This window comes from Streptomyces sp. XY431, from assembly GCF_001279805.1.
Lineage (GTDB): Bacteria > Actinomycetota > Actinomycetes > Streptomycetales > Streptomycetaceae > Kitasatospora > Kitasatospora purpeofusca.
The window spans coordinates 1-15,048 of the sequence record NZ_LGDO01000100.1 but is presented as its reverse complement, the minus strand read 5'-3'; the positions used below and the strand labels follow the sequence as shown (position 1 = coordinate 15,048).

Genomic DNA, 15,048 nt, shown 5'->3' with positions numbered 1-15,048 from the left:
GGCGGGGTGGCGGGTGGCGGGGAAACGGCGGAACGGCGGACGCCCGGTGAGGAGGGCGCCCGCCGTCGGCGGGTCACTTGGCGGCGAGCGCCTTGCCGATGTCGCCGATCACGACGTCCGCGGCGAGCGGGCCGCCGCGGGTCGACCAGACCGAACCGTCCACGGTCACGGTGTGGTTGTTCTTCACCGCGCCGAGCTCCTGGTAGGCGGGCTTGGACTGGACGTCCTTCAGCGCGGCCTTGCCGTCGTCGGTGAGGGTCGACAGGAACAGCCAGTCGCCGTCGATCTCGTTGATCTTCTCCAGGCTCAGCGCCGGGGTGTGCGCGTTGCCGTCCTTGTCCTGGGTCTTCGGGCGGGTCAGGCCCATGTCGAGGGCGACCCCGCTGGCGAACTGCTTCTTCTCCATCCAGCTCGGGCCGGTCGGGTTCCAGCGGACGATGGAGACGGCCGCGCCCTTGTTGGCGCCCAGCTCGCCGCCGGCCTTGACGGCCTTGGCGTCGTAGTCGGCGATGACCTTGTTGGCCTGGTCCAGCTTGTTGAGGGCGTTTCCGATGCCGCGGAAGGAGAGCTTCCAGTCGTCGGTCGGCGCCATGGTGACCAGGGTGGCGGGGGTGATCTCGCGCAGCTGCTTGAGAACCTGCTGGTCCTGCATGTCGCCGGCCAGGATGAGGTCGGGCTTGGCGGCGATCACCTTGTCCATGACGGGCTGGAGCAGGTTGCCGACCACCGGGATGCCCTGGACCTTGTCCTTCAGGTACGCCGGCGGCTCGTTGAGGCCCTGGCCGTTGGTGATGCCGGCCGGCTTGAGGCCGAGGGCGAGCACCGCGTCGAGGTCCTCCTGGGTGAGGGTGACGATGCGCTTGGGCTCGGCGGGGATCTCGACGGCCGTGCCGGTGGCGTCCTTGACGGTCCGCTTGCCGCCGGCCGCGTCGGCGGCCGGGCTGCCCGCCGCGGCGGTCGTGGCGGCGGCGGACGGGGAGCCCTTGTCGGAGGACCCCTTGTCGGAGGAGCCCGACGAGCCGCAGCCGACGAGCAGGAGCGTGGCCGCCCCGGTGGCGGCCACCGCCTGGACCGCACGGCGGCGGGCGAGGTGCAGCGGGCTCTGGGGGGTCGACATGGATGCCTCCGGGCAAGGGTGTTGCGTACGGGCGGTACGGACGACGGTGCGGAATGCGGCGGTACTGCGGCGGTGCAGCGGCGGGTGCGACGACGCGGTGACACGAACCGGGACGATCCGGACCAGGACGATCCGGACGGATGCCACCCCGGGTCGGACACCCGTCCGACCGCGTTGACCATTAGGTTAGCCTTACCTTATGACATTGTCGCAAGTGGGTGCCGTCGAAGCGGCCGGCGCGGAACCCTCCGCCCCCGCACCGCCGACGGCCGACCGGTCCCGCCGCACCGCCTGGATCACCCTCGGCGGCATCCTCGCCGCACTGCTCGCGCTGACGGCGCTCTCGCTCTCCGTCGGCGCCGGCGAGGTCGGCCCCGGCCGCGTGCTGGACTACCTGCTCGACACCGACGGCGCCCGCGCCGACAGTCATCTCGCCCTGGTCGTCGGCGACCTGCGCCTCCCCCGCACCCTGACCGCCCTGCTGGTCGGCGCCGCGCTCGGGGTGGCCGGAGCCCAACTCCAGTCCGTCACCCGCAATCCGCTCGCCGAGACCGGCCTGCTCGGCGTCAACGCCGGCGCCTCGCTCGGCGTCGTCCTCGGCATCGCCGTGCTCGGCGTCCAGACCTCCTACGGCTACCTCGCCTTCGCCTTCGGCGGCGCCGTCCTGGCCAGCGGACTTGTGCTGGCGATCGCCGGCAGCCGGGGCGGCGGCTCCCCCATGCGGCTCGTCCTCGGCGGCTCCGCCGTCGGCGCCACCTTCGGCGGCCTCACCGGCGTACTGATCGTCAACTCCCCCGAGGCGTACGACCGCTACCGGGTCTGGGTGCTCGGCTCGCTGGCCGGGGTGGAGGGCTGGACCACCCTGGGCCAGCTCGCCCCGGTGCTCGGGGTCGGCTTCGTGGTCGCCCTGCTCACCACCCGGCCGCTGTCCGCGCTCGCGCTCGGCGACGACCTCGCCCGCGGCCTCGGCCACCGCCCCGGCGCCACCCGCGCCGCCGTCGCACTCGCCGTCACCCTGCTCACCGCCTCCGCCGTCGCCCTGGCCGGTCCGATCTCCTTCCTCGGCCTGCTCGCCGGCTTCCTGGCGCGGGCCGCGGCCGGCCCCCGGGTCGGCCGGCTCACCCTGCTCGCCGGGCTCGTCGGCGCCGCCGTGCTGACCGGGGCGGACGTGCTCGCCCGGGTGGTCGCCCGCCCCTTCGAGGCCCCGGTGTCGGTGATCGTCGCGCTGATCGGCGCGCCCACGCTGATCGCCATCGTGCGGTCCAGGAAGAACGCCGCGCTCGGCCTGACCGACACCGCCCCCGCCGAGTCCTCCGGCCGACATGGCCACCCGGAGGAGAAGCCGCCCAGGCCGGACGTGGTGATCCGGCGCGGCGCGCTCTCCGTCCTGCTCCCGCGGCGCTCGGCGCTGGCCGCGCTCGGCCTCGCCGCCGCGCTGCTCGCCGCCGTGGTGGTCTCCGCGCACGCCGGTCAGAGCGAACTCGACCTCGGCTCCACCTTCCGGGCCGTCTTCGGCTACGGCGACCGCCTCGACGTCCTGCTGGTGCAGAAGTTCCGGCTCGGCCGGATCGTCGCGGGCCTGGCCGCCGGCGCCGCGCTCGGCCTGGCCGGCTGCCTCACCCAGACACTGGCCCGCAACCGGCTCGCCACCCCCGAACTGCTCGGCGTCAACGACGGCGCCACCGCCGCCGTGCTGATCTCCGTCACCGCCACCGGCGCGTTCGGCGCCTGGTGGGCCGGACCGATCGGCGCGCTGGTCGCCGTCGCCGTGGTCACCGCCGTCTCCGGCGGCCTCGGCGCCCGCGGCTACCGGGTGCTCGTCGTCGGCCTCGCCATGTCGGCGCTCGCCTCCGCGATCATCCAGGTCGCGATGGCCCGGCGCTCGCTCAGCTCCGCCTCCTCGCTCTACGTCTGGACCTCCGGCAGCCTCAACGGCCGGGACTACGAGGTCGCCACCCCGGTGCTGATCGGCCTCGCCGTCCTGGTGCCGATCGCCCTGGTGGTGGCCCGCCGGCTGGCGGTGCTGCGCTTCGACGACAATGTGGCCTCCTCGCTCGGCGTCGACCCCGGCCGGGTCCGGCTCGCCTGTCTGCTGCTGGCCGTGGCCCTCGCCGGACTCGCCGTCGGGATCTGCGGACCGGTCGGCTTCGTCGCGCTGGCCGCACCGGTGGTCGCCGGCCGGCTGGCCGGGCCGTCCCGCGTCCCGGTGCTCGGCTCGGCCCTGGTCGGCGCGGTGCTGATCGTGCTCGCCGACACCCTCGGCCGGGTACTGATCTCCGGTGTGGAGATCCCGGTCGGCATCGTCACCACCGTGCTCGGCGGCCCGTTCCTGCTCTGGGTGTTGCTCGGCCGCAAGGGCAACCCCGCCTGATCATCGAGGAGTTCTCGCAGTGCAGAATGAACAGCCCGGCCCGGCAGCACAGGATGAACAGCCCCGCCTCGCGGTGCAGAGCGGACCGCTCGGCCTCCCGGCCCGGAGCGAACAGCCCGTCACCGGCGACGCGTTCTGGGCCCGGGTGGCCGCCGAGGGCGCCCCGCTGGTCGACCCCGACCCCGAGGACCCGGCCTACCGGCAGGTGACCTTCGTGCTGCGCGACGAGCCGGGCGAGGAGCCGTACGACGGCGTGCTCGCGCTCGTCCACACCGTCACCGACAAGGACCGGCACGCCGGCGACCTCGCCCCGCACCTGATGGAGCGCCGGGCCGGCGGCTGGTCGCGCACCTACCGGCTGCGCGCCGACCACCGGGCCTCCTACCAGCTGTACCCGGTGCGCGGAGCCGTCCCCGGCACCCGGCGGGCGGACTGGCTGAAGGTCCTGGACGACGCCCGCCCCGACCCGCTCGACCGGGGCCCTCGGCTGCCCGGCCGCGACGGGCGCCACCCCTCCTCGGTGCTCGCCCTGCCCGAGGCGCCCGCCCAGCCGTACGCCGAACGCCGCCCGGAGGTGCCGCGCGGGCGCACCGTGCGCGCCGAGGCGGCCGGGCGGACGATCGACGTCCACCTGCCCGCCGGGCACCGCACGGACGGCGGCCCCTACCCGGTGCTGGTCCTGCTGGACGGCGACGTCTGGGGCGGACAGCTGTCGGTCGGAGACACCCTGGACAACCTCACGGCCGAGGGGCTGATCCCGCCGACCGTCGCACTGCTCGTCCACACCCCGCCCCGGACCCGGCCGGACGACCTCAGCTGCAACCCCGACTTCGTCGACCTGCTGGCCGACCGGGTGCTGCCCTGGGCCGGCGCCGAGTACCGGGCCACCGCCGACCCGGCCCGTACGGTGATCGCCGGCCAGAGCGCGGGCGGGCTGACCGCCGCCTTCGCCGCCTTCCACCGGCCGGCCCGGTTCGGCAACGCGCTCTCCCAGTCCGGCTCCTTCTGGTGGCCCGACCCCACCGAGCTCAACGACGGCAGCGAGTGGCTCACCCGCCAGTTCGCCGCCGCCGAGCGGCGCGACGCCCGCTTCTGGGTGGAGGCCGGCCTCCAGGAGTGGCTGCTGCTCCCCCAGAACCGCAACCTGCGCGACGTGCTGCTCGACCGGGGCTACGACCTCGCCTACCGCGAGTTCAACGGCGGGCACGACTACGCCTGCTGGCGCGGGGGCCTCGCCGACGGCCTGGTCCACCTGCTGGGGCACCGCGGCTGACGCCCGCCCGGACGCGGGGGTGGTGGGTGCGGAGACCGCACCCACCCCCCCCGTGCTCAGAGCTCGACCTCCGTGAGGACCCCGGTCGCGACGTCGAACACGAAGCCGCGCACGGACCGGGTGTGCGGGACGAAGGGGCTGGTCCGGATCCGCGCGGCCGACTGCCGGACGTCGGCCTCCAGGTCCGAGAAGGCCTCCGCCGCCCACGGCGGCTTGACCCCGGTCTCCTTCCGGATCTCCTCGCGGAAGGCGTCGTCGCCGAAGGTGAGCATTCCGCAGTCGGTGTGGTGGACGAGGATGATCTCCTCCGTCCCGAGCAGCCGCTGGCTGATCGCCAGCGAACGGATGGCGTCGTCCGTGGCGACGCCGCCGGCGTTGCGGATCACGTGCGAGTCGCCCTCGGCGAGGCCGAGCGCGCCGTAGACGTTCAGCCTGGCGTCCATGCAGGCCAGGACGGCCGTGCGGCGGGCCGGCGGGAGCGGCAGCGGACCCTCGAAGGCCGCGGCGTAGTCGGAGTTGTTGCGCAGGTAGTGGTCGGTGGCGGTGTCGGTCATGGCGGACGGACGTCCCTTCGGTGCGGTCGGATCGTGGTCGTCCGGGACGCGGGGACGCCTGGCGGTGTGCAGGGGTCGACCGGCGCGCCCGGGACGGCGCCGCACGGGCGCGGACCGGCCCGCCCGGAGGCGGCGGACCGTGCGCGGCGGCGGAGAACGACGGCCGTGCGGCGCGGCGCCGTCCTACACGGCGGCGCGGCCCGACGGGCCGGGGATCGATCGATCGATCAGAAGGTGACCGGACAGCCGGTGGAGTGGATGCGGCCGAAGTCGATGTGACGACGGCGGACGAGCACGGTCATGCGGGCACCGTACCGCCCACCCGCACCCACCCGCCGGGGAATCCGGCATTCACCACCCCGTCGGGTGACCCGGCGCGGAGTCCGGCTCGGATCCCGGCGCGGACCCCGGCGCGAAGTCCGGGGCGGAGTCCGGGACGGGTGACCGCCCGGGTGGGCCGGGGAAACCCCGGGCGGGACGCCGCACGGGCCAGTACCGTGTCACATGTGACGCATTCGATTCTGTCCGGCGGCCGCGGGTGATCCGCGCGTTCCGGCCCGACACCGACTACCCCGCGCTGGCGGAGCTGCTCTCCGCCGACGGGGTCGAGCCGCCCGTCACGGCCGCCGAACTGCGCGGCCGGGACGCGGTGTTGCCGAGCGAGGACCGGCTGGCCACCGACCGGCGGGGGCGGCTCACCGGGCACGGCCGGGTCCGGCTGGTCCAACCCGGGCCCACCGGGGACCTGCTCGGGTACGCCACCGCCTGGCGCGCCCCCTGGACACTCCCCGGCGACCTCGCCTCGCTCGTCATCAGCGCGCCGGGGCGTGCCCCGGCCTGGCTGCTGCCGCTCTACGACGGGCTGGAGCGCTGGGGCCGCGAGGCCGGAGCCGGCCGGCTGCTCGGCGAACTCCCGGACGGGCACGACGGGTCGGCGACCGCGGGGCGGGACCCGACGGCCGACCTGACCGGGCTGCTGCTCGGCCGCGGCTACCGGGTGGATGCCCATGTCCGCTCGGCGAGCGCCCCGTTGGGCCCGCACCTGCCCGCCCCGCAGCCGCCGCCCGGCCTGTACCTGGACACCCTCGCCACCACCCTCGCGCCCGAGTCCGAGCGCCAGCTCCACCACCTCTACCGCGAGACCCTCCGCGACAACCCCGGATTCGCCGATGCCCTGCCGGAGTTCGACGACTGGCGGACCGAGGTCCTGGCCGGTCCCGGCGCCCGCCCCGACTGGGTGTTCACCGCCGAGTGCAGCGGGCGGATCGTCGGCGCCACCGTCGTGCACGGGACGAACGACCCGCTGGCCTGCCGCGTCCACTACACGGCGGTGCTGCGGGCCTGGCGCGGCCGCGGGCTCGCCCGGGCGCTCAAGCTGCACGCGGCGCGGTACCTGCTCGGGCACGGTGTGCGGACGGCGCACACCGAGGTCGAGGCCGGCAATGTGCCGATGGTCGCGGTGAACGCCGCCCTCGGGTACCGGTGGGGCAGCGGGCACCGGCGGCTGGTCAAGGAGTTCTGAACCCGGCCGCGCAGAGCCGCACACAGCCGCAAACGGCTGGAACGGCCGCAGGACGGCACCCCGGGGCGCGGGGTGCCGTCCTGCAAGTGCCACGAGTCGCTCAGTCCATCGGCGGCGGCCCCGGGGCCTCCTTCGGCAGCCGGGCCGCGACCAGGGCTCCGAGGGCGACCGCGCCCGCCGTGGCCACCAGCGCCACCCGGTAGGGCCCGGGTTCGGCGCTGTGCGTGCCGTCCTCGGCCAGCGCGCCGATCAGCGCCGCGGCGCCGGCGATGCCGAACGCGCCGCCGAGCGTGCGGACGATGGTGAACAGGCCCATCGCCCGGCCCATGGCGGGCCCCGGCACGTCCGCGAAGCCCGCGATCTGCACCGTCAGCACGGCGGTGCCCAGGATCAGGCCGACCCCGAACATCAGCGCCCGGACGGCCCAGGCGTTCCCGCCGACACCCGGCAGGGCGAGGGCGGCCAGCACCAGCGCCGCGAGCAGCAGGGCCGGCAGCGCGAGCCGGCGCGGGCCGAGCCTCGGCAGCAGCCGGTCGACCACCTGGGAGGCGGCCATCAGGCCGATCGCCTCCGGGAACACGCTCAGGCCCGCGTCCAGCGCCGAGGCGCCGAGCGCCGCCTGGTAGAGCAGCGGGAAGGCGAACAGCGCGCCCATCAGTCCGGCGGCGGTCAGCAGGGCCAGCCAGCCGGCCGCGCCGAAGGTCCGGTCGGCGAGCAGCCGCAGGTCCACCAGCGGCTCCTCGGCCCGCAGCTGGTGCCGGACGGCGAGGACGAGCAGCACCACGCCGAGGACCCCGGACAGGCCCACCGCCGGGGAGGTCCAGCCGTGCGCGGGGCCGAAGCCGAGCGCGTAGGTGAGCAGGCCCAGGCCCGGGGTGGCGAGCAGGAAGCCGGTGGTGTCGAAGCGCCCGGCCGGCGGCTCCTCCTGGTCGCGCAGGGCGAACACGCCGGTCAGCACGGCCGCCACGCCGATCGGCACATTGACCAGGAACAGCCAGTGCCAGGAGAGGTGTTCGGTCAGGAAGCCGCCGAGCGGCGGGCCGAGGGCGGGCATCAGGGCCGTCGGCACGATCAGCACCTTGCCGAGGCCGGCCCGCTCGTGCGGCGCGAAGGCCCGGAACAGCAGCGTCATGCCGACCGGGGTGAGCAGGCCGCCGGCCACGCCCTGGGCGGCCCGGGCGGCGGTGAGCGCGCCGAGGCCGGGGGCGGCCGCGCACAGGGCGCTGGCCAGGGTGAACACCGCGAGCGAGCCGAGGAAGACCCGCCGGACGCCGAACCGGTCGCCGAGCCAGCCGGCCGCCGGGAGGCCGACCGCGAGGCCGACCAGGAAGGCGGTCTCCACGGCGTTGGCGGCGGAGACCGGGCGGCCGAAGTCACCGGCGATGGTGAACAGGGCCGGGTTGACGATCGTCGAGTCCAGGCCGTTCATGCACATCGCGGCCGTGTACACGAGCACCACGGCGAGGCGTCCCGCGAACAGGGGACGGGCCGGGGCGCCGGCCCCGGCCCCGGCGGGAGTGCCGGGACCGGGGCCGGGCTTGGCGTCCGTGTCGGTCATCGGGCCGGGCTCAGCTCGGTCCAGTGGGCGGTGATCCAGTCCAGCGCGGCGGCGCGCTCGCACGGCCCGTGGGCGACGGTCCAGCCGGCCGGGACGGCGGCGAAGGCCGGCCAGAGCGAGTGCTGGCCCTGGTCGTTGACGAGCGCGAGGAACTCGCCGTCGCCGTCGAAGGGGTTGGCGGGGGCGTCACTCATGGGGTGGGTTCTCCTGTGGGTTCGGACAGGTTCGGGCATGGTCGGGCAGGTTCAGACAGGTTCGGGCAGGTTCGGACGGGAGCGGGGTTCAGCGGCCGGAGTCGAGGGCGGTGAGGTGCTCGGCGACGACGCCCGCGATGTGCGCGATCGGCTCCGGCAGCGTCATGTCCTTGTGCGAGCAGGCGACCTCGGTGTTGTCGATCCGCCCGGCCACGTACGGGGTCCACAGCTCGGGCACCAGGGTGTCGTCGATGGTGTCGACGACGGCGCGGAAGAACAGCACGTCGCCGGTGAGGCGGCGATGGTCGTACTCCCGCACCAGGTGGTTGATGTGCAGGTAGATCCGGTTCAGCGCCTCGACGGTGGCGTCGTCGAGACCGGCCAGCGGGCTGCCCTCGCGGCGCAGCACCTCGGTGACGTGGGCGAGTTCCAGCGGCCGGCCGTCGAGGTCCTCGGGGCCGAAGCCGCCCATGGTGAGCAGCGCCTCCAGGGCCTCGGCCTGGTCCGGCACCGGCAGGTCGCGGAAGCCCTCGGCCGGGTAGGCGTCGAGGACGGCCAGCAGTTCGACGACGCAGCCGAGTTCCTCCAGCCGGGCGGCCATGGCGTGGGCGATGATGCCGCCGGTGGACCAGCCGAGCAGCCGGTAGGGGCCCTCGGGCTGGACCTCGCGGAGCCGGTCGACGTAGTGCGCGGCGAGGTCCTCCATGGTGGCGGGCAGCGGCTCGCCGGCGGTGGCGGCGCCGACGCCCTGCGCCTGGAGGCCGTAGATCGGCACGTCCGCCGGGATGTTGCGGATCAGTCCGGTGTAGCACCAGCTGAGGCCGCCGGCCGGGTGGACGGCGAAGAGCGGGTTGCGGCGGCCGGGGGCGGTGGGCCGCAGCGGCAGCAGGACGTCGAGCGCGTCGGCGCCGGGGGTGTCCGCGGACAGCGCGGTGTCGAGCGCGGCGACGGTCGGCGCCTGGAACAGGGTGCCGATGCCGACCTCCAGGCCGAGCACGGCCCGGATCCGCCCGGCGAGCCGGACGACCAGCAGGGAGTGGCCGCCGAGGGCGAAGAAGTCGTCCTCGACGCCGACCGCCGGTACTCCCAGGACCTCGGCGAACAGTTCGCAGAGCTGCTGTTCGCGCGGGTTGCGCGGCGGGCGGCCGCCACCGGCGGCGGGGGCGTCGGGGGCGGGCAGGGCGCGCCGGTCGAGCTTGCCGTTGGCGGTGAGCGGCAGCCGGTCGAGCAGGACGACGGCGGACGGGACCATGTGGACGGGCAGGTCGGCGGCGGTGCGGGTGCGCAGTTCCTCGCCGGTGACCTGGTCCGCGCCGGTGACCTGGTCGGCGGCGGTGACCTGGTCGGCGCCGGGCGCGAGCACGGCGTAGCCGACCAGCCGCTTGTCGCCGGGCACGTCCTCGCGGACGACCACGGCGGCGTCGGCGACCGCCGGGTGGGCGGCCAGGACGGCCTCGATCTCGCCGAGTTCGATCCGGAAGCCGCGGATCTTCACCTGCTGGTCGGCCCGGCCGAAGTACTCCAGGACCCCGTCGGCCCGCCGTCGGGCGAGGTCGCCGGAGCGGTACATCCGGGTGCCGCGCTCGCCGAACAGTTCCGCGTACGGGTCGGCGACGAAGCGCTCGGAGCTGAGGGCCGGGCGGCCGAGGTAGCCCCGGGCCAGGCCGGCGCCGGCCACGTACATCTCGCCGGTGACGCCGGGCGGGACGGGCTGCAGGTACTGGTCGAGCACATAGATCCGCAGGTCGGGGATGTTGACGCCGATGGTGCTGCTGCTGCCCGCGGCGGCGCTCGCCCGGCCCAGGGCGATGTGGGTGACGTGCACGGTGGTCTCGGTGATGCCGTACATGTTGACCAGGGTGGGCGCGTCCTCGGCGTGCCGCCGGTACCAGTCGTCGAGGCGGCCGAGTTCGAGTGCCTCGCCACCGAACACCACGTAGCGCAAGGCGAGTTCGGTGCCGGGCCGTTCCCGGTCGGCGGCGCTGAGCTGGTAGAAGGCGGACGGCGTCTGGTTGAGGACGGTCACCCGCTCGCGGGCGAGCAGGTCGAGGAAGGCCGCCGGGTCGCGGCTGACCAGGTGCGGGACGACGACGAGCCGCCCGCCGTGGAGCAGGGCGCCCCAGAGCTCCCAGACCGAGAAGTCGAAGGCGTAGGAGTGGAACAGCGTCCACACGTCCTCGGCGCCGAAGCCGAACCAGTGGTCGGTGGCGGAGAACAGCCGGACCACGTTGTGGTGGGTGACCGGTACGCCCTTGGGACGGCCGGTGGAGCCGGAGGTGTAGATGACGTAGGCGGTGTCCTCGGCGGTCAGCGGCCGGGTGCGCTCGTGCTGGGCCAGCGGGACGGCCGGGTGGGCGTCCGCCTCGCCGCCGTCGACCAGCAGCTGCGGCACCCGGTGCTCGGGCATCCGGGGCGCGGTGGCGGTGTCGGTGAGCAGCGCGGCGGGCGCGGCGTCGGCGAGCATGTAGGCGAGCCGGTCGGCCGGGTACTCGGGGTCGAGCGGCAGGTAGGCGGCGCCGGACTTGGCGACCGCGAGCAGGCCGGTGACCAGGTCGAGGGAGCGCGGCAGGGCGAGGGCGACGATGGTGCCGGGGCCGATGCCGCGGGCGGCCAGCAGCCGGGCCAGCCGGTCGGCGCGGGCGGCGAGTTCGGTGTAGCTGAGTGTCTCGCCGTCGCAGCTGACGGCGGTGGCGCCGGGGTTGGCGAGGGCGGCGGCCTCGAACAGCTCGGGCAGGGTGGCGCCGGGCTCCGAGTGGACGGGGGTGCCGTTCCACTCGACCAGGGCGCGGTGCCGCTCCTCGTCGCTGATCAGCGGGAGCCGTCCGATCCTGGTGTCCGGCGCGGTGGCGGCGGCGGTGAGCAGCCGGGCCAGGCGCTCGGCGAGGGCGCGCACGGTGGCCTCGTCGAAGAGGTCGGTGCGGTACTCCAGGAAGCCCGCTATGCCGCCCTCGCGCAGTTCGCCCGCGTTGAGGGTGAGGTCGAACTTGGCGGTGCCGGAGGGGATCGCGGCGACGGTGGCGGTGAGGCCGCCGCCGAGCGCGAAGGCCCGGTCGGGGACGGACTGCCAGGCCAGCATGACCTGGAACAGCGGGTGCCGGGCGAGCGAGCGGCGCGGGTTGAGCTCCTCGACCAGGCGGTCGAAGGGCAGGTCGGCGTGGTCGTGGGCGCCGAGCACGGCGGTGCGGGTGCGGCCGAGCAGTTCGCGGAAGCTCGGGTCGCCGGGAGGGGCATCCCCGGCGGAGCGAGGGGAAGTGTCGATGCGCACAACCACGGAGTTGACGAAGTAGCCGACCAGGGCGGCGGTCTCGTCGGAGTCGCGGCCGGCGACGGGGGTGCCGACGGGGATGTCGGTGCCGCAGCCGTGCCGGGTGAGCAGTGCGGCCAGGCCGGCCTGGACGGCGGTGAACACGCTGGTGCCGGTGGTGCGGGCGAGCGCGGCCAGGGCCGCGTGGGCGTCGGCGTCGAGGCGGAACGGCACGGTGGCGCCCTGGTGGGCGGCGACGGCGGGCCGGTGGCGGTCGGTGGGCAGGTCGAGCTGGTCGGGCAGGCCGGCCAGGGTCTTGCGCCAGTGGTCGAGCTGGCGAACGGCGAGCGCGCTGGGCGCCTCGCCGGTGCCGAGGAGCTTCGCCTGCCAGTCCACGTGGTCGGCGAACTGCACGGTCAGCGGGGGCAGTTCGGGGGCGCGGCCGGCGAGGCGGGCGGTGTGGGCGGCGGCCAGGTCGCGGGCCAGCGGGGTGGTGGAGGCGCCGTCGCCGGCGATGTGGTGGAGCAGCAGCAGGAGGGTGTGGGTGCCGTCCTGGTGGGCGAACAGGCTGGCCCGCAGCGGCGGTTCGGCGCCGAGGTCGAAGGCGTACCGGACGGCGTCGGTGATCTCGCCGGTGCCGGTGTGGAGTTCGACCGGGGCGGGCGGCAGGATCCGCTGGTAGGGCTCGCCGTCGGCGGACTCGCCGTAGACGGTGCGCAGGGTCTCGTGCCGGGCGGCGAGGTCGCCGACGGCGAGCGCGAGCGCCTCGCGGTCCAGCGGGCCGGTGAGGGTGAGGGCGAGCGGGATGTTGTAGGTGGGGCTGGGGCCCTCCAGCCGGTAGTGGAACCACAGGCCGCGCTGGGCCGGGGAGAGCGGCAGCCGCTCGGCGCGCCGGACCGGCACCAGGGCGGGGCGGGGTTCGGGGGCCGAGCGCTCGCGCAGCAGGGCGGCGAGGGCGGCCGGGGTGGGGTGGCGGAAGACGTCGGCGAAGCCGACGGCCACGCCGAGGGCCTCGCGCAGCCGGGCGGCGAGGCGGCCGGCCAGCAGCGAGTGGCCGCCGAGGTCGAAGAACCCGGCGTCGCGGGAGAGCGGTCCGGCCAGGTCGAGGAGGTCGGCGAACAGCCCGCAGATGATCTCCTCCTGCGGGGTGGCGGGCGCGGCGCCGGCCTCCGCCGCGTCGGACTCGGGCTCGGGCAGGGCGCGGTGGTCGAGCTTGTCGTTGCCGGTGCGCGGCAGGTCGTCGAGGACGAGCACGGCGGCGGGCACCATGTGCTCGGGCAGCCGGGCGGCGAGGCCCGAGCGCAGCGCGGCCGGGTCGAGGACGGCTCCGGCGGCGGGCACGGCGTAGCCGAGCAGCCGCTTGCCGCTGGGGCCGGGGCGGGCGATCACCACGGCCCGGTCGACGCCGGGAAGTTCGCCGAGGACGGCGGCGATCTCGCCGGGCTCGATCCGGAAGCCGCGGATCTTCACCTGGTCGTCGGCGCGGCCGAGGAACTCCAGGGTGCGGTCGGGCCGGCGGCGGGCGAGGTCGCCGGTGCGGTACATCCGGCTGCCGGGCGGGCCGAAGGGGTCGGCGAGGAAGCGTTCGGCGGTGAGGTCGGGGCGGCCGAGGTAGCCGAGGGCGAGGCAGGCGCCGGCCACGTAGAGCTCGCCGGCGACGCCGTCGGGGGCGGGGCGCAGCGAGCCGTCGAGCACGTAGGCGCGCGAGCCGCGGACGACCCGGCCGACCGGGGCGCCGTCCGGCCCTGGGGTCCAGGTGTAGGCGTCGACGGTGGTCTCGGTGGGGCCGTAGAGGTTGACCGGGCTCAGGCCGTCGACGGCGGTGAGGCGGCGCCAGAGCGGCTCGGGGGTGGCCTCGCCGCCGACCGCGACCACGGCGGGGCGGTGGGCGTCCTCGGCGAGCAGGCCCTCGGCGATCAGCACGTCCAGGTAGGAGGGGGTGACGTCGAGGTAGTCGATCCGCTCGTCGCGGACGTGGCCGACGAGGGCGGCCGGGTCGCGGTAGGTCTCGTCGTCGAGCAGGTGCAGCTCGTGGCCGTGGAGCATCCACAGCACCGGGTCCCAGGAGGCGTCGAAGGCGAACGAGGCGCTGTGGGCGATCCGCAGCCGCTCGCGGCCGGTGCGGGCGAGGGCGGGGGCGATGTGGTCCTCGTCGTGGCCGGCGGCGAGGTTGGCGAGCGAGGCGTGGGTGACGACGACGCCCTTGGGGCGGCCGGTGGAGCCCGAGGTGTGCAGCAGGTAGGCGGTGTGCGCCGGGTCGGGGGCGGGCAGCGGTCCGGCGGGCAGGGCGGCGAGTTCGGCGCGGACGGCGGGGTCGTCGAGGGCGACGGCGGGGCGGTCGGCGGCGCCGGGCAGCGCGGCGAGGGCCTCGGCGGTGCCGACGGCGCACACCGGGCGGGTGTCGTCGAGGATGTCGGCGGTCCGCTGCCGGGGGTGGGTGAGGTCCAGGGAGAGGCAGGCGCCGCCGGCCTTGAGCACGGCGAACATCGCGACCAGGGTGTCGGCGCCGCGCGGCATGGCGAGGGCGACGGGGGTGTCGGCGCGGACGCCGAGGGCGGTGAGGCGGTGCGCGAGGCGGCTGCTCGCGGCGTCCAGCTCGGCGAAGGTGAGGGTGGTGGCGCCGCTGCGCAGGGCGACCGCGTCCGGGGTCAGGGCGGCCCGGCCGGCGAGCAGTTCGGGCACGGTGCGGGTGGCGGGCGGCTCGGTGCGGCCGGCGGTGGCGCGGCGCAGCGCGTCCCGGTCGAGCAGGTCGATCCGGGCGATCGGGGTGTGCGGGGCGTCGAGCAGCAGCGTGGCGAGGCCGTCGAGGTAGCGCAGCAGGCCGTCGCGGTGGGCGGCGAGGGCGTCGGCGCCGTACTGGTCGGGGTGGGCCTCCAGGCCGATCCGCAGGGCGCCGTCGGGGCCGGGCGAGACGGCGAGGGCGAGGTCGTCGACGGGGCCGGCGGCGAGGTTGCGGACGGTGCCGGGCAGACCGGCGAGGTCGAGGTCGCGCTCGAAGGCCTTGATGTTGACCATCGGTCCGAACAGGGCGCGGCGGGTGCCGGTCAGTCCGAGGTCGCGGCGCAGGTCCTCCAGCGGGTAGCGCTGGTGGCGGCGGACGTCGCGGACCTCCAGGACGACCCGGCGCAGCAGTTCGGCGGCGGTGTCGCGGGGGTGGACGGCGAGGCGCAGCGGCAGCACGTTGGCGGTGGCGACGGGGGTGCGCAGGGCGGCGG

8 protein-coding genes are annotated in these 15,048 nt (G+C 75.8%); 3 read left to right on the top strand and 5 right to left on the bottom strand.

What is annotated here, in order from left to right:
- Window positions 1-73: 73 nt before the first annotated feature.
- Window positions 74-1,117, bottom strand: a complete 1,044-nt coding sequence (locus ADK60_RS13280; protein WP_053645861.1) for an ABC transporter substrate-binding protein — start codon at window positions 1,115-1,117, stop codon at window positions 74-76.
- Window positions 1,118-1,316: 199 nt separating this feature from the next.
- Between ADK60_RS13280 and fhuB the strand changes: the two genes are divergently transcribed.
- Complete coding sequence (gene fhuB / locus ADK60_RS13275; protein ID WP_045944059.1) at window positions 1,317-3,488, top strand: Fe(3+)-hydroxamate ABC transporter permease FhuB; 2,172 nt, start codon at window positions 1,317-1,319, stop codon at window positions 3,486-3,488.
- Between the two features lie 73 nt (window positions 3,489-3,561).
- Window positions 3,562-4,761, top strand: a complete 1,200-nt coding sequence (fes, locus tag ADK60_RS13270) for an enterochelin esterase (protein ID WP_053645859.1) — start codon at window positions 3,562-3,564, stop codon at window positions 4,759-4,761.
- A gap of 56 nt (window positions 4,762-4,817) precedes the next feature.
- Here fes and ADK60_RS13265 read toward each other — a convergent pair whose 3' ends face one another.
- A complete protein-coding gene (locus ADK60_RS13265) occupies window positions 4,818-5,315 on the bottom strand; it encodes a beta-class carbonic anhydrase (protein ID WP_053645858.1) in 498 nt (165 codons plus the stop codon).
- A gap of 538 nt (window positions 5,316-5,853) precedes the next feature.
- Here ADK60_RS13265 and ADK60_RS13260 point away from each other — a divergent pair.
- A complete protein-coding gene (locus ADK60_RS13260) occupies window positions 5,854-6,837 on the top strand; it encodes a GNAT family N-acetyltransferase (protein WP_053645856.1) in 984 nt (327 codons plus the stop codon).
- 100 nt (window positions 6,838-6,937) lie between these two features.
- Here ADK60_RS13260 and ADK60_RS13255 read toward each other — a convergent pair whose 3' ends face one another.
- From ADK60_RS13255 to ADK60_RS13245, 3 genes are all read right to left on the bottom strand, one after another.
- On the bottom strand, window positions 6,938-8,395 hold the full coding sequence (locus ADK60_RS13255) for a DHA2 family efflux MFS transporter permease subunit (protein WP_079008320.1): 1,458 nt from the start codon (window positions 8,393-8,395) through the stop codon (window positions 6,938-6,940).
- Window positions 8,392-8,589 carry an MbtH family protein gene (locus ADK60_RS13250; protein ID WP_045944063.1) on the bottom strand — a complete coding sequence of 66 codons (198 nt, stop codon included), beginning with the start codon at window positions 8,587-8,589 and terminating at the stop codon, window positions 8,392-8,394. Before ADK60_RS13250 ends, ADK60_RS13255 begins: the two co-directional genes overlap by 4 nt.
- An 88-nt stretch (window positions 8,590-8,677) precedes the next feature.
- On the bottom strand, window positions 8,678-15,048 hold a 6,371-nt coding region (locus ADK60_RS13245), incomplete at its 5' end, for a non-ribosomal peptide synthetase (RefSeq protein WP_053645853.1).

Coding starts and splice junctions, on each gene's coding strand:
- ADK60_RS13280 (WP_053645861.1), bottom strand. CDS start 1,117: ATGTCGACCCCCCAGAGCCCGCTGCACCTCGCCCGCCGCCGTGCGGTC.
- fhuB (WP_045944059.1), top strand. CDS start 1,317: ATGACATTGTCGCAAGTGGGTGCCGTCGAAGCGGCCGGCGCGGAACCC.
- ADK60_RS13265 (WP_053645858.1), bottom strand. CDS start 5,315: ATGACCGACACCGCCACCGACCACTACCTGCGCAACAACTCCGACTAC.
- ADK60_RS13255 (WP_079008320.1), bottom strand. CDS start 8,395: ATGACCGACACGGACGCCAAGCCCGGCCCCGGTCCCGGCACTCCCGCC.
- ADK60_RS13250 (WP_045944063.1), bottom strand. CDS start 8,589: ATGAGTGACGCCCCCGCCAACCCCTTCGACGGCGACGGCGAGTTCCTC.